A 19,386-nucleotide genomic window follows, 5' to 3' on the forward strand; every position below is an offset into this window, starting at 1 on the left:
AGCCGGGCCGCTGGCAAGTGTCTCTGTCATACGCCGCCCGCCGGCCTCAGGCGCGGGAGGCGATGAAGAAATCCAGCTCGCGCATGTAGCGGCCGATCTTCTCCCTGGTCAGCGGGTCGGTCAGAGGCTTCATGCCGTGCGAGTATTCGTGGTGGGCCATGAAGCACCAGGACAGGCCGCGCAGGACGATGACCCGCTCCATGACGGCGCAGAGACGGTCCAGGGCCTCCAGTGGGGGCGCGTCGTCCAGGTCGGCGTGATAGGCGGCCAGGAAGGCCCGGCGCCGGTCTGGGGCGATGACGGTTTCCGTTCGCCACAGGGTGGTCGTCGGGGCCAGGAAGTGTCCGAGGTCCTGGTGGCGGCTGGAGACCACTGCTTTTTCCCAGTCCACGAGAAAGGCCCCCTCCGGCCCGACGAGGAAATTGCCTGAGTTGACCTCGGTGTTGACCACGCACGGCCGATCCCCGGCGAAGAGCGGGCGGTTGTCCTCGCCCAGGCGGACGATGCGTGCGTGGTAATCGAGCAGGCGGGCGCGCTCGCCGGTCAGCGCGTGGTCCGCGTAGCGGTTGATGAGCCCGAGGCTCTCGGCCGCGATGGCCGCCACCGGGTCCTCCTGGGCGAGCAGTCCGGGGCAGGGCGGCAGGGCGTGGATGCGGGCGAAGATTTGGGCCGCCCTGTGCAGGTCGCGGCCGTAATCGAGTGCCGCGCCGGGCAGGAACTCCATGAGCATGGCCCCGCCCCCGAATGGCTCACGGTCCGGGTGGACGCGCAGGGGGCGCGGCGTCACGCCCGAGGGGGCCACGCACTTGAGGACCCGGAACTCGTAGCCGATCTGGTCGTCCAGGCCCAGCTGGCTGCCGCGGTTGATGCGGAAGACCATGTCCCGGCCGCCGCTGCGTACGAGGAAGTTCTGGTTGTACTCGCCGGCGGCCAGGAAGGAGATTGCGGGAACGTCCATCACCCAGCCCTGTTCGAGCAGAAAGTCGGAGATCAGCTTTTCCATGCGTCTGGCACCAGGTTGAAGCGGCGGATGCAGGCCATGGTCTGCGAATCGGCGTCGCGGTTGCGTCGGGCATAGTCGGCCAGGTCCTCGACCGTGTCCACGTCGGGCCAGGCGTCGAGGAGGATTGGTGGGAGCCCGAGGCGGCGGCAGTTGTCCAGGGTGCGGGCCAGGACATGCGGGCCTCCCCACTGCACGCCCGCAAAAACGTTGGCCGGCAGCGGGGTGGCCAGTCCCAGGAGGTGGAAACCGCCGTCGGGCGTCGGGCCCAGGCAGAGGGGGGCCTGCCCCAGGGCGGCAAAGGCCTTTTTAATGTGTTCTGCCGGGAGGTCCGGCAAATCGCTGCCGATGAGCACGGCGCCTGGCTCGCCTGCGTCCAGCACGTCGCGCAGGGCGCCCAGCATGCGCTCGCCCAGGTCCGCCCCGCGCTGGGCGGCGTAGTCGTGGTGCGGCCCGAAAAGGGCCCGGTATTCCCCTGTCGGCGTCGAAGGTTCGCAGCAGACGGTCACGTGCGCCCCCAGGCTTTGGAGCATGCGCAGTTCATCGCGGATGAATGCGGTCTGCAGGGCCGCGGCCCGGTCCATGCCGACGACGGCGCCCAGCCGCGTCTTGGCCGCCCCGGGGCGGGGGTATCTGGTGAAGAGCAGGACGCGCACACTAGCCTCCGTGCCTGCGGTACAGGCCGGCCAGGCGTCCGGCCGGGACGCCGAGGTGGTACAGCAGACGCAGGAAAAGGTTGCGCAGGGTGCAGCGCACGAGGCCTTCGCGCAGCTGCCTGCGGCCGGAGGTGCGCACGGGGAATGCCAGGATGCGGATTGTGTGCCCCCGGCGGCGCAGCCGGGTCATGAACTCCAGGTCCTCCATCAGGGGAAGGGGGCGGAATCCGCCGAGCTGTTGGAAGACCTCGCGCCGCACGAAGACGGCCTGGTCGCCGTAGGGCACGCGCGTAAAGTTGGAGCGCGCGTTGGCCGCGGCCGCGATGAACGTCAGGCCCGGGGAGGCTTCGGCGTAGCCCAGGCTGAAGGCCCCGCCGGCCGGCGCCGGGTCGGCCAGACACTGGCGTACGAGAGAAAAGGCGTTGTCCGGGAGGCGTGTGTCGGCGTGGAGGAAGAGAAGAATGTCCCCGCGTGCGGCCCCTGCCCCGGCGTTCTGCTGCACGCCCCGGCCGGGCGGGGAGGCCAGGAGGGTCAGGCGCGGGTCTGCGGCCAGCTGCGCGGGGATGCGGCCCAGGGTGTCCTGTCCGGGAGCGCCGTCGACCACGATGACTTCGAGCGCGCCGGCATCCGGTCTGGCCAGGAGGTCGGCCAGCAGCGCGGCGATCGCCTCTTCCCTGAAGACCGGAATGACGACGGAGATCTTCATTCCACGACGACGGCCTGCCCGAGGCTGCGGCAGAGGCAGAGCCGGCTGGAGCGGACCAGGACCAGGAGCGGGCCGCCGGAGTTGGAAAGCATCTCGATCTCGGTGCCCGGGGTGATGCCCATGGCCGTGAGCTTGCTCAGGTGGCAGCCCTGGGAACGGGAAAGGCAGCGCACCACGGCCTTCTCGCCGTCCTTGAGGTCGTTCAGGGTCCGTACCCCTCCGGCCGTGTCCTTGGCTTTGCAGAAGAACATCACCACCCCATGCTCATGCCGAGTTGATAGGTCGCCGTGGCCAGGGCAAAGGCGAAGGCCGTGTTGAAGACGACGCTGAAGGCCGCCCAGCCCCATGACGCCTCGCGGGCGATGGCCACCACGGTGACGAAGCACGGCGAGTAGAGGAGCACGAAGATCATGAGGCTCACGGCCACGCTGGTGTTCCACCCCGGTGCGGAGGCGATGCGGGCGGCGAAGTCGGTGTTCTCGGCGTCGCTCAGGGCGTGGGCCGTGGCCAGGGTGGAGACGATGACCTCCTTGGCCGCGATGCCGCCCAGCAGGGCGATGTTGGTGCGCCAGTCGAAGCCGGCCCAGGCCGTGACGGGCTCGATGGCCTGGCCCAGGCGGCCGGCCAGGGAATGGGTCAGGGCCTCTTCCTTGAGGCGCAGCTCCAGGGCCGCGAGGGAGGCCTCGAGTTCGCCGCGGGCCGCCTCGCCGGTTTCGGCCTGTAGCTGCTCCTGGATGCCGGCCATTTCGGCCTCGTAGGGCGCGGCCATCTCATGGGGCAGCCCGGGGAAGGTCATCATGGCCCATATCAGCACGGCGATGGCCAGGATGACGGTGCCGGCCTTTCTGATGTACTGCCAGCCGCGCTCCCAGGTGTGCAGCACGAGGCCCATGGCCGTGGGCATGCGGTAGGGCGGCAGCTCCATGACGAAGGGGGTCGACGGGCCTCGGATGATCGTGGAGCGCATCATTTTGGCCGCAACCAGGGCCGCCGCCCAGCCGGCTAGGGTGATGAGGAACATGACCCGCGCCCCGTGTTCGGGGAAGAACGCGGCCGCGAGCAGGATGAAGACCGGCACCTTGGCCCCGCAGGCCATGAAGGGCGCGGTCAGGAGCGTGGCCAGCTTCTCCTTGGGGCTTCTGAGCGTGCGCGCCGCCATGACGCCCGGCACGGCGCAGCCGCCGGGGATGCCGCCGGAGATGATGAACGGGACCACGGAGCTGCCGTGCAGCCCGAAGATGCGGAAGACGCGGTCGAGCATGTAGGCCATGCGCGCCATGTAGCCCGAATCCTCCAGGAAGGTGATGCCGAGAAACATGATGAGGATGAGGGGCACGAAGCCGAGCACCCCGCCCACGCCGGCGATGATGCCGTCGATGATCAGGGAGCGCGTCAGGCCGGGCGGCATCTTCCCGGCCAGTTCGGCCAGCCATGCGAAGGCGGTCTCGACCCATCCCATGGGGATCTCGCCCAGCGTGAATGTCACGCTGAACAGGCCGTAGAGGATGGCGAGCATGATTGCCGGCCCGGCCACCTGGTGAGTCAGCACGGCGTCGATCTTGTCCGAGAGGTCGGCCCGGCCCTGCAGGTCGGGCATGACGGTCAGCACGCCCTGGCGCAGGATGGAGGAGATGTAGCCGTAGCGATAGTCGGCGATGAGAAATTCGGGCTGGGTCTTGAGGGTCTTCTCGCAGTGGCGGGCCACCTCGTCGGCCATGTCGCGCATGCGACGGTGCAGCTCGTAGTCGGCCTCGAAGAGCTGGCGCACGACCAGGTCGTTTTCCAGGAACTTGAGGGCCAGCCAGCGCGGCGGGTACGTGTCCGCCAGAAAGCCCGCGCAAGAGATCAGTTTCGTCATTTCCCCGAGCACCGGGTCCAGGTCCGGGCCGTAGGAGATGAACAGCGGCTCCCAGGATTTCCGGGGATGCGTCAGGGCGGCCTGCAGGGCCTCGCGCACGCCCAGGCCGCTCCGGGCCACGGTGCGGACCACGGGCAGGCGCATGAGGTCGGCCAGGCGGTCCGAGTCGATGCGGATGCCCTTGGACTCAAGGGCGTCGACCATGTTCAGGGCCAGGGTCACCGGGATGCCCAGCTCCAGGAACTGCACGGTCAGGTACAGGTTGCGCTCCAGGCTGGTGGCGTCGATGACGTTGATGATGCCCTGGGGACGTTCCTTGACGAGGAAGTCGCGGGCCACGAGCTCTTCCTGGGAGTAGGCCGTCATGGAGTAGGTGCCGGGCAGGTCGATGACGCGGACCGCGCCCGAGGGCATGTCCACGAAACCTTCCTTCTTCTCCACGGTGATGCCGGGATAGTTGCCGACGTGCTGCCTGGACCCCGTCAGGGCGTTGAAGAGCGTGGTCTTGCCGGCGTTGGGGTTGCCGGCAAGGGCGATGGTGGCGATGGCTTCAGACAAGGTCGTCTTCCGGGAGTTCGACGGTGATGAAGTCCGCCTCGCTGTTGCGCAGGGTCAGCGTGAAACCCTTGAGGCGCAGGGCTACGGGGTCCTTCAGAGGGGCGCGTCCGATGACGGTGACCTCGGTCCCGGGGACGAGACCCATGTCCCGGATGCGGCGGCCGAGTTCGCCCTGGGCGGCGACGGTCTTGATGATACCGCGCTGATCCACGCGCATTTGTCGCAAGTTGACGATGGTTGACACGAGTTCTCCTTGAAGCTGCATGGCCGACCGGATTCACGCCGGGGAAGAATATTTAGGACGTCTAATTTGTCAAGGGAAGAGGCCGCCGGAGCGAGGCCGCATGCCGCCGGCCTTTTCCGGCCGGTCGGCGCCTGTCGCGCTATCCGTCCGTCAGGACGACTTGGAGCACTTGTCGTCCTGCCGTTCCAGGCAGGAGCGGATGCATTCCGCGCAGTTGGTGCAGGTGCCCCGCTCGCTGCAGGTCCTGGTGAAGTTTTCCAGCCAGTCCTTGCCCGTGCGCGGGCAGGTCATGATGAAGCGTGCGAACCGGGTCAGGGTCTCGAGGCTCTCGTCGTCGATGTGGTGTTCCAGCTTGCAGGCCGTGTCCTCGGCCACCTCGGGACGGATCTGCAGGAACGTGTGCAGGAAGTCGAAGAGCACCTTGTGGCGGTGAACGATGCGCGTGGCCGTGCGGAAACCCTCGGGAGTGAGCGTCACCGAACTGTAGGGCTGGTAGTTGATGAGGCCGCGCTGGGAGAGTTTCTGCAGGGCGTTGGTCACGGAGGCGCGCTGCACGCCCATGGCGTCGGCGATATCCTTGGCGCGGGCCTCGGAATGCGCTGATTCCAGGGAAAATATGACTTCGAGATAGTCTTCCAGATTGGAGGACATGTGGTCCATGGTGTCGTCGTCCTGTTGGCGTTGTGCTCGGGAAAAAGTTAGATAAGTCTATAGGCAAGATTGTGAAGTGGCAAGAGGCGCGCGGGATGGCGAAAAGCCGGTCATGCCGGTTCGGGGAGGAAAAGCGCTTTTCAGGATCGTGAAAAAAAAGTACGTGACTGGCGTCGGATACACTCAGCCGCACGAGGAGAGCAGACGTGACGAATGCACCGCTTCTGTCCATGGAAGAGACCCTGGAACGCATGTCCGGGGACCGGGAACTGCTGGCCAGCCTGTTCCAGCTTTTCGTCAGCGACGCTCCCAAGAAGCTCGAAAAGATGGACGCATGCGCCGCGGAACGGGACCTCTACGGCGTGGAGCGCACGGCCCACTCCCTCAAGGGCGCTTCGGCCACGGTGGGCGCGTCCCGGCTCTGCGAGATCGCGGCCGAAACCGAGCGGGCCGCCAAGGCCGGGGCCTGGGATGACGTGGATCGGCTCCGCCGGGATCTGGACCGCGTCTGCGGCCAGACCCTGGAGGCCATGCGCGATTTCTGCGGCGGTTCCTAGTCTGCCTGCGGCATGGCGAACATGCCGTCTTCATAGATGACCGTCTTCGTGCCGTCGCGCAGGAAGGCGGTCACTTTTTTGGGCTCGGTGTTGACGAGGTCCCAGTGCAGGGCCGAGTCGTTGAAGCCCAGTTCCTTTTTTCTCTCCTCGGTCAGTTCGGCCGGGTCCCCCGCATAGGTGTCCGCGTAGGACGCGCCCACGGCCACGTGGCAGTTGCCGTGCTCGCCGCCGAAGTTCTCGTCGAAGAGGGTATGGGCCATGAAGGCGTCGATGCGCGAGAAGCGCTTGTCCGTGAGGGAGAATTCGCCCAGCTGGCAGGCGCCGGGGTCCATCTCCAGCTGGGACCGCACGAACGCCTCGCCCTGTTCGGCCCCGGCCACGCGGGCCTTGCCTTCCGAAAACTCCAGGGTCACGCCGCTGACGAGGTTGCCGCTGCGGTAGGAGGGCTGATCCGCATGATAGACGCCCTCGGTCAGGCGGTGATCCGGGGACATGAACAGCTCGAAGCTCGGGATATTGTGGCCGGACACGCCGATCCAGCGTCGAGATTCGCCGGGGTAGACCCGGAGGTCCGTAGAGGCCGACTGCACGTGGTAGTACTCGACATCCATGCCGTTGAGCCATGCCTTGACGCCTTCGGCCTGGCGGAAGATGCCCTCCCAGGCCTCCACGGGGTCGGCGTCGTCGAGGTAGGCGGCGCGGATGATCTGGGCGGCGTAGTCGCCCAGGGACAGGCCGGAGTTTTCGGCCAGGGCCGCGGTGGGCATGAGGCACAGGGTCCAGCCGAACTCGCGCATGGCCTCCCGCCGGTCCAGGATGTCGCGCAGGTATTTGCGGGCCAGGGAGAAGCTGGCGATCTTGGCCGGCGGGGTGTCCTTCAGGTGCGTGATGGAATCCGGGGCCAGCAGCGAGACGAGGCCGCCCAGGCGTTCGAAGAGTTCGCGGTCGCCGGGCACGACGAAGGACAGCTGGTCCTGTCCTGCCCCGGTGAAGAAGCCCTTTTCCAGGGTGCTCGGCAGGTTCATGCGCACCACGGGGTTGAGGCCCTTCGCCAGGACCAGGGCCTGCATCTTCTCGGCCAGTGCCAGAGCCTGCAAGTCCGTGCGGATGAGGACGATGTCGCCGGGGGCAAAGGGGGTTACGCGGGCCTTCTGCATGCCCCAGAACAAAACTTTGGCGTATTTTTCGAGCTGGATGTCGCTTAGCATGTATTTCCTCCGGTCCGGGCCTCGCAGCCCAGCAGGGTGTTCAATCGTTCTCGTTCCGCGGGTTCGAAGGCGAAGCTCCCGGCCGGGGGGAGCCCCTGCGCGCTTCGCCACTCACGGTGCAGCCTGTGGTAGCTGACGGCCAGGGCCGCAGCCATGTCCAGGCCCAGGCGGCCGGCCAGTTCCGGGATGGCCTCCGGCGCCCCTTCGATCTCCGCGAAGTGGCCGAAGGGCAGGATGTCCAGGCACACGGCGGTGCCGGCCACATCCCACTCGGCGCGAAATTTTTCGTAGGTGAGGCTCGCCGTGTATCCCAGGCCGCGCAGGATGAGGTCCATGCTTCCGGCATCGTCGACCCGGCATTCCCGCTCCAGGCGGCTCTTGACCCCGGGCGCGTCCGCGCCGGCAGCGGGCTCCTTGAAGGTCAGGGTCGTGACCAGCGCGCGCCGAAGGCGCAAAAGGCGTCCCGTGGACGCGAGCTCCCCTCCGCGGTCGTAGACCGTGTTGGACTCGAAGTGCCAAGGCGTGCGCAGGCTGCCGAGGGCGCGGAGCCGTTCTTCGAGGTCCTGGCAGCCGGTCAGGGAAAATTTGGCTTCGTGCTCGATGGTCATGGCCTCACCAGAAGATCCAGAGCACGACCGGGGCCAGGGCCAGGCGGTACCAGGCGAAGGGCCGCAGGGTCAGGCGGGAGAGCAGGGCGATGAAGACCTTGACCGCGGCCCAGGCCGAAACGAAGGATACGGCGAAGCCCACGGCCAGAACGAGGAAATCGTCTGGGGCAAAGATCCGCCAGCTCTTGAGCAGGTCGTAGCCCGTGGCCGCGAACATGAGGGGAACGGCGACGATGAAGGAGTACTCGGCCGCCACCCGCCGGTCCACGCCAAGGATCATGCCGCCCATGATGGTTGCGGCCGAACGCGAGAAGCCGGGCCACAGGGCCAGGCACTGGAAGCAGCCGACGCCCAGGGCCAGGGCCGGGGTCATCTCGTCCAGGTCGCCGACGTTTTTTCTGATCTTGAGCCGTTCGACCAGCAGGATGCCCAGGGCGCCGATGATGAGGGCGAAGGCCACTGTCACGGGCGAGAAGAGATGCTCCTTGATGGCCGAGTGGGCGAAGAGGCCCAGCAGAGACGCGGGCAGGGATGTCAGGAACAGCAGCCACAGCCCGCGCACGCCACCGAAGGCCCGCCCCGTGGGCCGCACCAGGCCCCAGAAGGTCGGCAGGTACATGGCCACCACGGCCAGGATGGCGCCGAGCTGGATGACGATCTCGAAGGTTTCCGCCTTGGGGCCCGTGAACCCGAGCAGGTGTCCCGCGATGATCAGGTGGCCGGTGGAGGACACGGGCAAAAATTCGGTCAGGCCTTCGACGATGCCCAGGATGATGGCGTTTAGGTATGTTGTCATGCGGTGTGGGGCTGGAACGTGAAAAAAGAACCTCCTACGCGCGCGGGGCGGTGGGGGTCAAGAGCGCCTTGCCCGACGGGTGTTCATGGACTAAGGCAGGCTTTTCGACCGCGCAAGGAGGCAGACGTGCGCACACTGCGATTCTACAAGGCCGTTCCGGGAGGCAACCCCACCATCCTGATCCTCGACCCCGTGCCTGCGGGGGACAGGGCGGCCGTGTCGCGGGTCCTCATGGGTGCGGGGCACCTACAGGCCGAGCAGGTCGGCTTCCTTGACCTTGCGGCCCGGCCCGTGCGCCTGGACATGATGGGCGGGGAGTTCTGCGGCAACGCGTGCCGGGCCGCGGCCGCGGTGATGGCGCGAGAGGGGTCGGGGCTGCTGCCCCACGAGGGCGGCTTGCGCGGCGAGCTTTCGGTGTCCGGGGCCGAAGCGCCGGTGGGCCTGCGCGTGGAGGGTGGCGAGTGCTGGGCGCAGATGCCGTTGCCCGGAGAGCCCGGCATGGGGGTGCGCGAACTCGGGCCGGGCCTCGGGCTGGTGCGTCTGCCCGGCATCGCCCACATCTGCCTCGACGAGGGGCGGCACCCCTTTCCCGGCGATTTCGCAGACGCCGCCGAGGGACTTCGGGCCCGGTTCGACGTGAAGGCCGAGGCCGTGGGCTGCATCTGGTACCGGGCGAACCCGTCCTGCGCCATCAAGCCCGTGGTCTGGGTCCGTTCCACCGCCTCGACCCATTTCGAGACAGGGTGCGGCTCCGGCAGCCTGGCCCTGGCCCTGTGGCTGGGGAGAGGGCAAAATTTTCCTACCGACCTAAAGGTGCTGCAGCCCAGCGGCAACTCCATCGGCGTCCGCCTCGAAGAATCCGGCCTCGTCCGCCGGGCCTGGATACACGGGCCCGTGGACCTGGTGGCCAGGGGCGAAGCCTTCGTATGACTACTTCTTCATCTGCAGGGCCGTCTGCACGACCTGGTCGCTGGTGGTGATGACCTTGCTGTTCGCGTCGAATCCCTTCTGCGTCATGATCATGTGCACGAATTCCGTGGCCAGGTCGACGTTGGAGTTCTCCAGGGAACTGGAGACGACCTCGCCCAGGCGGGCTTCGGTGGGCCAGCCCAGGATCACCCCGCCGGAGTCCCTGGTGGCCGAGAAGAGGTTCCCGCCTTCGCGGTAGAGACCCTGGGGGTTGATGAAGTCGGCCAGGGGGATCTTGTAGAGGGCCTGGATCTGCCCGTTGGAGAAGTTGCCGATCATCGTTCCGCCCGCGTCCACGGACACGCTCTGCAGGATGCCGCGCGAGTACCCGTTCTGGGCTTGCGACAGGGTGCTCGATCCGGCGCTGAAGTTGGTCATGCCCAGGACCTGGCGGTCGGGGTCGAGCATGTTCGGCAGGTTGGCGATGTCCGTGCCGAGGTCGTCCAGGTTTGCCACGCCGGCGGGCAGGCTCCAGCCCCCCGACGAGCGCAGGCCGAAATTGACGGAACTGCTGATTGGCGCCGCCCCGTTCACCGTGGCCGTGAAGACGGGAAAACCGTTTTCGTCGAAGGCCACGGGCGTCCAGGTGCTCTTGTCGTCGGAAGTCCCCGAGAAGGCGGTCATGCCCAAGAGTTCGCCCGCAGGGGTGAAGGTCATGGTGCCGGTCATGACGATGCCTTTCTTGGCGGACAGGGCCGATGCGTCCTCGCCCGGAGGGATGGCCACGACGTATTCCCAGACCCGTGCGCCGTTGGTGTCGCCCGAGATGTCGTTGACCGGGTCGAAGTAGACGCTCAGTTCGTGGGCCTGTCCCGCTGCGTCGTAGATCTTGAGCTGCGACCCGTAGGCGTAGGAACTGGAGGCCAGGGGCTCCTCCCCGGTCGGGTCCCACTTGTCGAAGAGCGCGGTGAAGGGGCTGTCGACAGCGGTGCTGCGTTCCGGTGATCCCGAGTTCAGATTGATGATCATCTGGATTTCGGTGGTCGCCTCGGGCTCGGACACGGCCATGCCGCCTGCATTGGTGGAAAGAACGATATCCTGGAGGCGGGCCGACGCGGCGGGGGGAAGGTTCAGTTCGGCGTCGTCCGGGTCTCCGACGGGCAGCCGGTAGCCTTGCAGGACATTGCCCTGCGGGTCGCGCAGGTACCCGTCCTTGTCGAAGCGGAAGCCTCCGGCCCGTGTGTAGTAGACGGAGTCCGTGGTGTCCGGTGAAACGATGAAGAAACCCTGGCCGGCAATGGACAGGTCCGTGGCCGCGTTGGTCGGCTCCAGGGCCCCGACGGTCATGTCGCGGTGGATGGAGCTGATGCCCACGCCCTGGCCGATCTGGTTGCCTACGGTGGACGCAGGGAGCTGCTCGCTGATAAGGGTGCTGAAGAGCATCCTCGACGACTTGAACCCCACGGTGTTCATGTTGGCGATGTTGTCGGAGATGACGGACATCTGCTCCTGATGGGCGATCATGCCGGTGCTGCCGATATAAATGGACGAGGAGATACTCATGGGCGCCTCCGCGGCTGAGGGAAATCGTGGTCGACGCGGCATTTTTTTCCCGCGCGCAGGACAGGTTGCAGGAAAGGTTCCAGCCCGGCTGACGGCCTGCCTGCTGCTGTGCTGCGTGACGGCGCTGTGGGCCGGGAGCCTGCCCGATCTGACCGCGCACGGTCATCCCGGCTGGAAGGAGAAGGTCTTCTCGGGACGCACGGTCTACACGCCGCTGCCGGACGAGGGTCTGCTCATGGCGGAGAGCAGGGGCACGGCTTCGGGGCTGTACCACGAGGGACGCGTCGATCTGCGCCTCACGCCGTGGCTGAACTGGTCATGGAAGGTCGGCAACGTGCTTGAGGGCGTGAACGAGCGGGAAAAGTCCGGCGACGACTACCCGGCCCGCATTTACGTCGTGGCCAATGGCGGCGTGGCCTTCTGGCGGACCAAGGCCCTGTCCTACGTCTGGTCGAGCACCGAAGGGCAGGGCGCCATGTGGCCCAACGCCTTCACCGCCAACGCCCACATGATCGCGGTGCGCGGCGGCTCGGACCGCCCGGGCGAGCTGGTCGCGGAAAAGCGCAACATCCGGGAGGACTGGAAGCGGGCTTTCGGAGAGGACATCAACGAGATCGACGCGGTGGCCATCATGACCGACACCGACAACTCGGGCCAGAGCGCCCGGGCCTGGTACGGGCAGCCCCGGTTTTCGGCCGACTGAGGAGGAATGGCGCAAGCGGCGCAAGGGACGAAATCGACTTTGTCGGAGCGGCGCGCCTCTTCGAACATCCGATCGTCCCTTGAAGCGAAAAATGCCGGGAGCCCCTCGCAATTGAGGCTCCCGGCGCGCAAGGAGAGAAAAATGCGGGCCGGCTTTCACCGGCCCGTTTTTTTATTTGAGGTGGTCGGCCAGCACTTCGGCGATGTGCCGCACGGCGAAGCCGGACTTGTTCACTTCCGCGCCGCCTCTGAGCTGCATGATGCAGCCCGGGCATTCGGTCACCAGGACCTCGGCCGCGGTGCGGGCCGCGTCGGCCAGCTTGTTCTTGAGGATCTGCTCGGACACGCCCGGGAACTTGGCGGAATAGGTGCCGCCGAAGCCGCAGCAGACCTGCTCCTGTTCGGCCTGGGCGTACTCGTAGCCGCCCAGGGCCAGCAGCTTGCGCGGCTGTTCCACCACGCCCAGGCCGCGGCAGAGGTGGCAGGGGGCGTGCATGGTGGCGCGCTGGTGGGTCTGGGTGAACTTCTCGTCGGTCACGCCGAGCACGTCGGTCATGAAGGCCGAGAAGGGGATGACCTTGGCGGCGAAGGCCTTGGCCTGCGCGTCGTTCTCGCCCAGCAGGAACGGGTAGTTGTGCTTGAGGTGCGAGGCGCAGGAGGCGCACAGGGTGATGACGTAGTCGTAGCTGCCGGCCATGGCTTCGATGTTCTGCCTGGCCACGTCGATGCCGGCCTTCTTCTCGCCCATCATCTGCAGGGGCAGGCCGCAGCATGACTGTTCCATGGGGAAGTCGATCTCGACGCCGTGGGCGCCCAGGACCTTGACGGCCGCTTCGAGCTGCTCGGGGTAGACGAAGTCCTGCACGCAGCCCGAGAACAGGGCGACGCGGTACTTGGGCGCGGTCACTCGCGGCTTGATGGCCTCGAAGCGGTCGCGGAAGGGCTTGGCCGCGATGGCCGGCAGGGCCTTGAACCCGTGGTCCTTGGAGAAGATGTGGGGCAGGTGCCGGATGTACTGCGTGCCGCCCGTCAGCGGGCGCTGGGCCATCTTGGCCGTGCGCAGGAAGGTGTGGAAGAGCTTGCGGTTCTTCATCAGCTTGCCGAGCAGCAGGGACGGCAGCGGGTGGCCTTCCTCGTCGAGGATGCGGGCGTGGAGTTCCTTGATGAGCCTGGGCAGGTCGATGCCCGCGGCGCAGATGTGCTTGCAGGCCTCGCAGTTGATGCAGTTCTGGACCAGGTTGCGGGCCTTCTCCTTGCCGTGGAAGAAGTAGGTCAGGATGAGGCCGATGGCGCCGATGTAGATGTGGCCCATCTGGTGGCCGCCGACCATGCGGTAGACCGGGCAGACGTTGGCGCAGGCGCCGCAGCGCACGCAGCGCAGGACCTGGGCGAAGAGCGGGTCTTTGGCCATTTCGCTTCGGCCGTTGTCGAGGAAGATGATGTGCATCTCCTTCTTGCCGCCGGGAGCGGTCTGGCACTCGTTGGCGCCGCTGATCCAGGTCACGTAGGAGGTGATGGCCTGGCCCGTGGCGTTCTTGGGCACCACGCGCAGGATCTTCAGGGCGTCGTTCAGGGAGCCGCAGAGCTTGTCGATGCCGGCGATGGCGACGTGCACGCGGGGCAGGGTGGTGACCAGGCGGGCGTTGCCCTCGTTGGTCATCAGGCCGATGGTGCCGGTCTCGGCGATGGCGAAGTTGGCGCCGCTGATGCCCATGTCGGCTTCGGCGTACTGGCGGCGCAGCTCGCGGCGGGCGACCTTGACCAGACGCTGGATGTCCGTGGACTGGTCCTGCTTGGTGACCTGGGAGAAGAGTTCGGCCACCTGGTAGCGGGACAGGTGGATGGCCGGCATGACCATGTGGCTCGGGCCTTCGCTGCGCAGCTGGATGATCCACTCGCCGAGGTCCGTCTCGATGACTTCGAGGTTGTCCTTCTCCAGGCGGTGGTTGAGGAGGGTCTCCTCGGCCGTCATGGACTTGGACTTGACGATCTTCTTGCAGGCGTTGTCCTTGGCGATGCGGGCCACGATCTCGTTGGCCTCGTCGCCGTCCTTGGCCCAGTGCACCTTGATGCCGTTGGCCTCGGCCTTGGCCTTGAACTCGGCGTAGAGCTCGTTCAGGCGGGAGATGCCGGCGTCCTTGACCTTGGCGACCTCGTCGATGAGGGCGGCCACGTCGTATTCACGGAAGGCGTTGGCCCGGCCGACGGGGTAGGCCGTGGCGAACTTTTCCATGGCGCCGCGCAGGAAGGTGTTGTCCAGAGCCTCGCGCAGCTCCTTGTTGTAATCGGAAAGTGTTTTGGCCGTCTGCATTATTTGTCCTCCAGAATCAGGATGTGCAGTTCCAGGGGCCCGTGCACGCCCAGGGCCAGAACGCGTTCGATGTCGGCCGTGCGGCTCGCGCCGGTGACGAAGGCCAGGTAGTTGGGCTTGCGGCTCTGGAAGCCCTTGAGTTCGTCGTAGAGGTCCTCGGTCGTGGCCCGGATGCGGGACTTGGGGATGACCGCGACGTGGATCTCGCTGACCATGGTCGCCAGGCGCAGCTCCTCGCTGGAGGAGTCGATGACCAGGCTGCCGGTCTCGCCGATGCCGTAGTCGGCCACGGTGAAGCCGATGTCGATGCCGGCCAGGTGGCTGCGCATGCCGTCCTTGATGACGGAAATCTCGCGGCTGGCGGCCTGCTTGACCAGTTCGGCCATGTCGGCGTCGTTCAGGGCCGGGGCGGCGATGATCTTGCCGAACTCCTTGAGTTCACACAGGTCCCTGCCCTTGTCCGAGAGGGATTCCTCGCACCCGCTCATGAGCAGCTGGCATGCTTCCTTCTGGGAGCAAAGGTCGACGGTATAGGCGATGGCCTGGGCCATGGAATCGACTTCCGAGACGATGGCCGAGACGAGTTCCGCTTTCTTTCTGAATTTTTCCAAAACCTCTGGGGTTGGTCCCATACATCCTCCTGGGTGATTTCGTTTGCCGTTCCATAGGCAGGATGCGTGCCAGATGAAACAGGCGCAAGAGCGCCGTGTTTTCAGCTGGTTGGGTGTTGAAATGATGGCGGGACAGGGAGGGGTTGGGGGATTTCCCCCAATCGTCCTGGGGGGAATGGCGCAGAAATGCGCGGCGGACGAAGCCGAAGCCGAACCCGAAGGCGCGTCAGGAGCTGGGCTGACGGGAGCATTCCTCCAGCAGGTACAGGATGTTGCGGTAGGGGATGCCGCCGTGCACGGCCAGGCCGATCTCGCAGGTGCGCGAGGTCGAGTAGCCTTCGCTGCAGTCCCGGACCTGCTCGGCCAGGCCGGCCAAGGCCGAGGCGTTCAGTTCCGGGCGGTGGAAGCCCTTGTCCCCGGCGAAGCCGCAGCACAGGATGCCCTGCGGGAGAACGATCTCCGCGGCCAGGCCGCGGGCCAGTTCCTGGAATGCGTCGGCCAGGCCCATGAGGCGGGTGGAGCAGGTCGGGTGCAGAGCGATGCGCCGGTCCACCGGCTGAAAGGGCAGTCGGGGCAGCAGGAAGGCGCGGGCGAACTCGACGGGCTCGAACAGCGACAGGCCCCGAATCTCCTTCTTCATCCGCGCCAGGCATGGGCTCGTGTCGCACAGGACGGGGTGTCGGCCATTGTCCGAAGCGGCGCGCAGGGTCCGTTCCAGTTCGCGGAGCTTCATTTCGGCCTGGGTATACAGCCCCTTGGTTTCGAAGGCCTTGCCGCAACACAGGCCCTCGACGCCGTCGGGGATGCGCACGGCGAAGCCGGCCCGCTCCAGCAGGCGCACCGTGACGTCGATCAGACCCTCGTCTGGATCGCGGCGCGTGTCGCCCATGGTGCGCGTGGCGCAGGACGGCAGATAGACGACGGTCTCCCCGTGCGAGGCGGCGGGTCCCCGCCGCGCGGTGTGCGCCGCCCTCCTGGGCAGGCCCGGAGTCCAGACGGGCAGGCGTTGCCCACTCAGCCGGGTCATGAAGTGGCTCACGGCTTCGAGCTTTTCGGCCCCCAGGGCCAGGTGCGCCAGGTCGGCTGCGCCGAGGACGTTCCGGGCCAGGGCCGTCGCGCCTGCGAAATGGGCGGCCGCGGCGTTGGCGACGGTACGGGCCATGGGCGTCAGGGCGTCGTGGCGCAGGTCGCGGATGAATGAGGCCACGTCGATGGCCAGCGGACAGCGCGTGGTGCACAGACCGTCCGTGGCGCAGGTCGATTCGCCCAGTTCGGTGAAGGCGGAGCGCCATTTCCTCGCTTCGTCGCAAAGCCCTTCCTGCTCCAGCCTTGTGATTTCCCTCCAGGCCGCGATGCGCTGGCGCGGGGTGAAGGCGATGTGCCGCGAAGGGCAGACGGGTTCGCAGAAACCGCAGTCCACGCACATGTCGATGCGCGGGTGGCTGGTCAGGGGGAGCTTGAGGCCGCGCAGGTGGGCGTTCGGGTCCTCGTCGAACATGACGCCGGGGTTGAGGACGCCGTACGGGTCCAGCAGGGCCTTGATCTCGCGCATGACCTCGTAGACCGTGTCGCCCCACTCCAGACGCACGTAGGGCGCGATGGCCCGTCCCGTGCCGTGCTCGGCCTTGAGGGAGCCGTCGAAGTCGCGGGTGACGATTTCGGCCAGGTCGTCCAGAAAGCCGTGCAGACGCTCCAGTTCGCGGGGGTCGCTGATGCGCGTGGGCAGGGTGAAGTGGAAGTTGCCGTGGAAGGCGTGCCCCATGACGCCCGCGTCGTAGCCGTGGCGGGCGAAGAGGCGCCGGAAGGCAGCGCAGCCCTCGGCCAGACGTTCCACGGGGATGTTGATGTCCTCGGTGATGACGAACTCGTCGGCGGCCCGGAAGCTGCTCACGGCCGAAAAGAGGCCGCGACGCACGGCCCACAGCCTTTCGCATTCGGCTGCGTCCGAGGTGAAGCGCGCCGGGGCGACCTGTTCGATGCCCTCCAGGGCGGCGAGGATCTCCCCGGTGTTGCGTCGCAGGGTTTCCGGGTCTGCCGCGCGGGTCTCCATGAGCACGGCGCAGGCCGAGTCCGAAAGTTCGCGCAGCAGGGGCGGGGCGGCTGGCAGGTTCTCCACGGCGCGGATGGAGGTGCGGTCCAGCAGTTCGGCTGCCTGCACCGGGCAGCCGCTGCGCAGGGCCATGACCGCCCGGGCCGCGGCGTCGAGGTCCGGGAAGACCGTCAGGGCCGTGGCCCGCAGGGGGAAGACAGGCACCGTCTCCAGGGTCACGGCGCTGACGAAGCCGAGCGTCCCCTCGGAGCCGATCATCAGATGGGCCAGGATGTCGACGGGGTCCTCGAACTCGGTCAGGGCGTTTATGGCGTAACCCGTGGTGTTCTTGATGGAGTATTTGCGTCGTATGCGCGCCGTGAGCTGCGGGTCGGCCATGATGCGCCCGCGCAGGGCCGTGAGGCGCTCCAGAACGTGGGAATGGCTGGCGCGGAAGGCCGCCACGCCGGCCGCGTCGCCCGTGTCGAGAACCGCGCCGTCGGCCAGGATGACGCGCAGGGAGCGCATGGTGGCGAAGGTGTTCTGGTCCACGGTGCAGCACATGCCCGCCGCGTTGTTGGCGACGATGCCGCCGATGGTCGCGGCCGCGGCCGATGCCGGGTCCGGGCCGATGCGCCGCCCGAAGGGCGCCAGCAGCGCGTCGGCCTCGCCGCCCGTCAGCCCGCAGCCCAGGCGGATGAAGCGTCCATCGTCCAGTACCTCGTGCGTTCTCCACTGCGGGCCGCGGATGCGCGCCACGATGTCCTCGCCCGCGGCCTGGCCGTTGAGGCTCGTGCCCGCGCCGCGGAAGGTCACGCCCGCGCCGTGATCGCTCAGCAGCCCGAACAGGGCCAGGACCTCGGCTTCGCTCTCGATGTCCACGACGGCCTTGGCCCGGGGCTGGTAGATGCTCGCGTCCAGGGCGAACACGCGGGTGCGCACCGCATCGAGGTGTACGCGGTCGGGGGGCAGGATGCGCGCCAGCCCGGTGCGGAGATCTGGTGGCAACATGGACGCTCCGTGTGGTCGAAGCCCCGGAAATGCCGAGCCGGGGCGGGTTTGCTGGAAGGTCTGAATCACTAGGTTCCCGTCGTTTCGAAGTCAATGCGCCGCATTGTCCACCGTCCCGAAGAAGTGACCACTGGTCAGAAAATGGTTGCCAAGAGACGTGACGATCGATAATTGTTTATGCTTCGTATACGGTCTTTTTTTTAATATAATCAATAAAAACATGGAGTTATGCTGCTTGTGGCGAAGTCGTCCGGCACGGCTCCGCAGGAGAACCGAATGAAAGCGAAAGGAATTGTGACCCTGGCCCTGGTCATGGCCATCTTCTGCGCCGCCTCGGCCCAGGCAGCGCGCGTCCTCAAGTTCGGCCACATCGCGCCGACCCAGATCGACAACAAGCCCTTCCCCATGCATCGCGCGGCACTGGCCTTCGCCGAGCACGTCGAGAAGGAGACGAAGGGCGAGATCAAGATCGAGGTCTTCCCCCTGGGCCAGCTCGGCAACGAGCGCTCCATGCTGGAGCAGGTCCAGTTCGGCACCCTGGACATGATGGACTGCACCACGGCGGTCATGTCCAACCTCATCCCGCAGGTGGGACTGCTGGACCTCTTCTTCCTCTTCCCGAGCAAGGAGGTGGCCTACAAGGTCCTGGCCGACGAGGAGTTCAAGACCGTCATGGACGCCCTCATGCCGCAGATGGGGCTCATGCCCATCGGCTACGCCGAGAACGAGATGCGCGACTTCGGCGTGCGCGACCGGACCATCACCTCGCCTGAGCAGATGAAGGGCGTGCGCGTGCGCGTCATGGACTCGCCCGTCTTTCTGGACAGCTTCCGGGCTCTCGGCGCCAACCCCGTCGGCATCCCCTTCCCCGAACTGTACACGGCCCTGCAGCAGGGCGCCGTGGACATGCAGGAGAACCCCATCCCGACCTCGGTCATGATGAAGTTCACGGAAGTGGCCAAGTTCCTCACGCGCTCCTCCCACTCCCTGACCTGCCTGTACAAGATGGTCAGCCTGCCGGTCTGGGAAAGCCTGACCCCCGAGCAGCAGAAGATCTTCGTCGACGCGGCCAGGATCGCCGAGGACATCAACCGCTCCGAGAACACGAAGATGCGCGCGGAACTCGAACAGCTGGCCAAGGACAAGTTCGGGGCGACCATCGCCGAACTGACGCCGGAGGAGCGCCAGGCCTTTCACGACGCTGTCCTGCCCGTGCACGAGAAGTTCGCCCAGCAGGCCGGCACCATCCCGAACGACCCCAAGTTCGGGAAGTGGGCGGGCAAGCGCTACTACGACATGATCGTGGCCAAGGTGAGCGAATACGGCAAATAGGCTTTTCCTGACGGTCCTGGACCCGGTGCCGGGGCCGCACATGGTGACAACGAAGCGGGGCCTGCGGGCCCTGCCT

General features: G+C 66.8%; 18 protein-coding genes. 4 read left to right on the forward strand and 14 right to left on the reverse strand.

The features are described 5' to 3' along the window. Window positions 1-46: 46 nt before the first annotated feature. The 7 genes from ACZ5AC_RS05835 to ACZ5AC_RS05865 form a co-directional block, all read right to left on the reverse strand. Complete coding sequence (locus ACZ5AC_RS05835) at window positions 47-1,003, reverse strand: phosphotransferase family protein (RefSeq protein WP_464250015.1); 957 nt, start codon at window positions 1,001-1,003, stop codon at window positions 47-49. Next, on the reverse strand, window positions 991-1,656 hold the full coding sequence (locus ACZ5AC_RS05840) for a TIGR04282 family arsenosugar biosynthesis glycosyltransferase (RefSeq protein WP_464250016.1): 666 nt from the start codon (window positions 1,654-1,656) through the stop codon (window positions 991-993). The genes ACZ5AC_RS05835 and ACZ5AC_RS05840 overlap by 13 nt, the downstream gene beginning before the upstream one ends. A 1-nt stretch (window position 1,657) precedes the next feature. Beyond that, entirely contained in the window at window positions 1,658-2,362 is a 705-nt protein-coding gene (locus ACZ5AC_RS05845) for a TIGR04283 family arsenosugar biosynthesis glycosyltransferase (protein WP_464250017.1), read from the reverse strand. Beyond that, a complete protein-coding gene (locus ACZ5AC_RS05850; protein WP_464250018.1) occupies window positions 2,359-2,613 on the reverse strand; it encodes a FeoA family protein in 255 nt (84 codons plus the stop codon). Before ACZ5AC_RS05850 ends, ACZ5AC_RS05845 begins: the two co-directional genes overlap by 4 nt. Then, window positions 2,613-4,778: a ferrous iron transport protein B gene (feoB, locus tag ACZ5AC_RS05855; protein WP_464250019.1), complete on the reverse strand. Its 2,166-nt coding sequence runs from the start codon at window positions 4,776-4,778 to the stop codon at window positions 2,613-2,615. The genes ACZ5AC_RS05850 and feoB overlap by 1 nt, the downstream gene beginning before the upstream one ends. Then, window positions 4,771-4,995: a FeoA family protein gene (locus ACZ5AC_RS05860; protein ID WP_464250600.1), complete on the reverse strand. Its 225-nt coding sequence runs from the start codon at window positions 4,993-4,995 to the stop codon at window positions 4,771-4,773. Before ACZ5AC_RS05860 ends, feoB begins: the two co-directional genes overlap by 8 nt. A gap of 177 nt (window positions 4,996-5,172) precedes the next feature. Continuing rightward, window positions 5,173-5,682 (reverse strand): metal-dependent transcriptional regulator, encoded by a 510-nt coding sequence (locus ACZ5AC_RS05865; protein ID WP_464250020.1) that lies wholly within the window; start codon window positions 5,680-5,682, stop codon window positions 5,173-5,175. Window positions 5,683-5,879: 197 nt separating this feature from the next. Here ACZ5AC_RS05865 and ACZ5AC_RS05870 point away from each other — a divergent pair, with 197 nt between their 5' ends. After that, entirely contained in the window at window positions 5,880-6,230 is a 351-nt protein-coding gene (locus tag ACZ5AC_RS05870; protein ID WP_464250021.1) for an Hpt domain-containing protein, read from the forward strand. On the opposite strand, the gene ACZ5AC_RS05875 is transcribed toward ACZ5AC_RS05870, so the two are convergent. Genes ACZ5AC_RS05875 through ACZ5AC_RS05885 form a run of 3 tightly spaced genes read right to left on the reverse strand, consistent with a single transcriptional unit; the run spans window position 6,227 to window position 8,842 of the window. Then, window positions 6,227-7,438 carry an aminopeptidase gene (locus ACZ5AC_RS05875; protein WP_464250022.1) on the reverse strand — a complete coding sequence of 404 codons (1,212 nt, stop codon included), beginning with the start codon at window positions 7,436-7,438 and terminating at the stop codon, window positions 6,227-6,229. The two genes, ACZ5AC_RS05870 and ACZ5AC_RS05875, sit on opposite strands and share 4 nt — an antisense overlap. Beyond that, the gene (locus tag ACZ5AC_RS05880; protein ID WP_464250023.1) at window positions 7,432-8,046 is read right to left on the reverse strand and encodes a class IV adenylate cyclase; all 615 of its coding nucleotides are present in this window, start codon (window positions 8,044-8,046) and stop codon (window positions 7,432-7,434) included. Before ACZ5AC_RS05880 ends, ACZ5AC_RS05875 begins: the two co-directional genes overlap by 7 nt. A 4-nt stretch (window positions 8,047-8,050) precedes the next feature. Then, window positions 8,051-8,842, reverse strand: a complete 792-nt coding sequence (locus ACZ5AC_RS05885; RefSeq protein WP_464250024.1) for an undecaprenyl-diphosphate phosphatase — start codon at window positions 8,840-8,842, stop codon at window positions 8,051-8,053. A 126-nt stretch (window positions 8,843-8,968) separates the two neighbouring features. On the opposite strand from ACZ5AC_RS05885, the gene ACZ5AC_RS05890 reads away from it, so the two are divergent. Then, entirely contained in the window at window positions 8,969-9,772 is an 804-nt protein-coding gene (locus ACZ5AC_RS05890; RefSeq protein WP_464250025.1) for a hypothetical protein, read from the forward strand. Here the strand turns inward: ACZ5AC_RS05890 and ACZ5AC_RS05895 are convergent, their stop codons facing one another. Continuing rightward, window positions 9,773-11,314 carry a flagellar hook protein FlgE gene (locus tag ACZ5AC_RS05895; protein ID WP_464250026.1) on the reverse strand — a complete coding sequence of 514 codons (1,542 nt, stop codon included), beginning with the start codon at window positions 11,312-11,314 and terminating at the stop codon, window positions 9,773-9,775. It abuts the gene before it with no gap. On the opposite strand from ACZ5AC_RS05895, the gene ACZ5AC_RS05900 reads away from it, so the two are divergent. Next, window positions 11,313-12,017, forward strand: a complete 705-nt coding sequence (locus tag ACZ5AC_RS05900; RefSeq protein WP_464250027.1) for a DUF3047 domain-containing protein — start codon at window positions 11,313-11,315, stop codon at window positions 12,015-12,017. The two genes, ACZ5AC_RS05895 and ACZ5AC_RS05900, sit on opposite strands and share 2 nt — an antisense overlap. A 171-nt stretch (window positions 12,018-12,188) precedes the next feature. Here ACZ5AC_RS05900 and ldhH read toward each other — a convergent pair whose 3' ends face one another. From ldhH to ACZ5AC_RS05915, 3 genes are all read right to left on the reverse strand, one after another. Then, a complete protein-coding gene (ldhH, locus tag ACZ5AC_RS05905) occupies window positions 12,189-14,327 on the reverse strand; it encodes an L-lactate dehydrogenase (quinone) large subunit LdhH (protein WP_464250028.1) in 2,139 nt (712 codons plus the stop codon). Beyond that, the gene (locus ACZ5AC_RS05910) at window positions 14,327-14,959 is read right to left on the reverse strand and encodes a LutC/YkgG family protein (RefSeq protein ID WP_464250029.1); all 633 of its coding nucleotides are present in this window, start codon (window positions 14,957-14,959) and stop codon (window positions 14,327-14,329) included. The genes ldhH and ACZ5AC_RS05910 overlap by 1 nt, the downstream gene beginning before the upstream one ends. Window positions 14,960-15,164: 205 nt before the next feature. Beyond that, complete coding sequence (locus ACZ5AC_RS05915; RefSeq protein WP_464250030.1) at window positions 15,165-17,978, reverse strand: FAD-binding and (Fe-S)-binding domain-containing protein; 2,814 nt, start codon at window positions 17,976-17,978, stop codon at window positions 15,165-15,167. Between the two features lie 276 nt (window positions 17,979-18,254). Here ACZ5AC_RS05915 and ACZ5AC_RS05920 point away from each other — a divergent pair, with 276 nt between their 5' ends. Further along, complete coding sequence (locus ACZ5AC_RS05920) at window positions 18,255-19,310, forward strand: DctP family TRAP transporter solute-binding subunit (RefSeq protein WP_464250031.1); 1,056 nt, start codon at window positions 18,255-18,257, stop codon at window positions 19,308-19,310. Window positions 19,311-19,386 lie beyond the last annotated feature (76 nt).

The organism is Desulfomicrobium aestuarii, from assembly GCF_055385525.1.

What these genes read in the sequence shown, in the direction of transcription:
- ACZ5AC_RS05835 (WP_464250015.1), bottom strand. Translation starts at nt 1,003, where the DNA reads ATGGAAAAGCTGATCTCCGACTTTCTGCTCGAACAGGGCTGGGTGATG.
- ACZ5AC_RS05845 (WP_464250017.1), bottom strand. Translation starts at nt 2,362, where the DNA reads ATGAAGATCTCCGTCGTCATTCCGGTCTTCAGGGAAGAGGCGATCGCC.
- ACZ5AC_RS05850 (WP_464250018.1), bottom strand. Translation starts at nt 2,613, where the DNA reads ATGTTCTTCTGCAAAGCCAAGGACACGGCCGGAGGGGTACGGACCCTG.
- ACZ5AC_RS05860 (WP_464250600.1), bottom strand. Translation starts at nt 4,995, where the DNA reads ATGCGCGTGGATCAGCGCGGTATCATCAAGACCGTCGCCGCCCAGGGC.
- ACZ5AC_RS05865 (WP_464250020.1), bottom strand. Translation starts at nt 5,682, where the DNA reads ATGGACCACATGTCCTCCAATCTGGAAGACTATCTCGAAGTCATATTT.
- ACZ5AC_RS05875 (WP_464250022.1), bottom strand. Translation starts at nt 7,438, where the DNA reads ATGCTAAGCGACATCCAGCTCGAAAAATACGCCAAAGTTTTGTTCTGG.
- ACZ5AC_RS05880 (WP_464250023.1), bottom strand. Translation starts at nt 8,046, where the DNA reads ATGACCATCGAGCACGAAGCCAAATTTTCCCTGACCGGCTGCCAGGAC.
- ACZ5AC_RS05885 (WP_464250024.1), bottom strand. Translation starts at nt 8,842, where the DNA reads ATGACAACATACCTAAACGCCATCATCCTGGGCATCGTCGAAGGCCTG.
- ACZ5AC_RS05900 (WP_464250027.1), top strand. Translation starts at nt 11,313, where the DNA reads ATGGGCGCCTCCGCGGCTGAGGGAAATCGTGGTCGACGCGGCATTTTT.
- ACZ5AC_RS05895 (WP_464250026.1), bottom strand. Translation starts at nt 11,314, where the DNA reads ATGAGTATCTCCTCGTCCATTTATATCGGCAGCACCGGCATGATCGCC.
- ldhH (WP_464250028.1), bottom strand. Translation starts at nt 14,327, where the DNA reads ATGCAGACGGCCAAAACACTTTCCGATTACAACAAGGAGCTGCGCGAG.
- ACZ5AC_RS05910 (WP_464250029.1), bottom strand. Translation starts at nt 14,959, where the DNA reads ATGGGACCAACCCCAGAGGTTTTGGAAAAATTCAGAAAGAAAGCGGAA.
- ACZ5AC_RS05915 (WP_464250030.1), bottom strand. Translation starts at nt 17,978, where the DNA reads ATGTTGCCACCAGATCTCCGCACCGGGCTGGCGCGCATCCTGCCCCCC.
- ACZ5AC_RS05920 (WP_464250031.1), top strand. Translation starts at nt 18,255, where the DNA reads ATGAAAGCGAAAGGAATTGTGACCCTGGCCCTGGTCATGGCCATCTTC.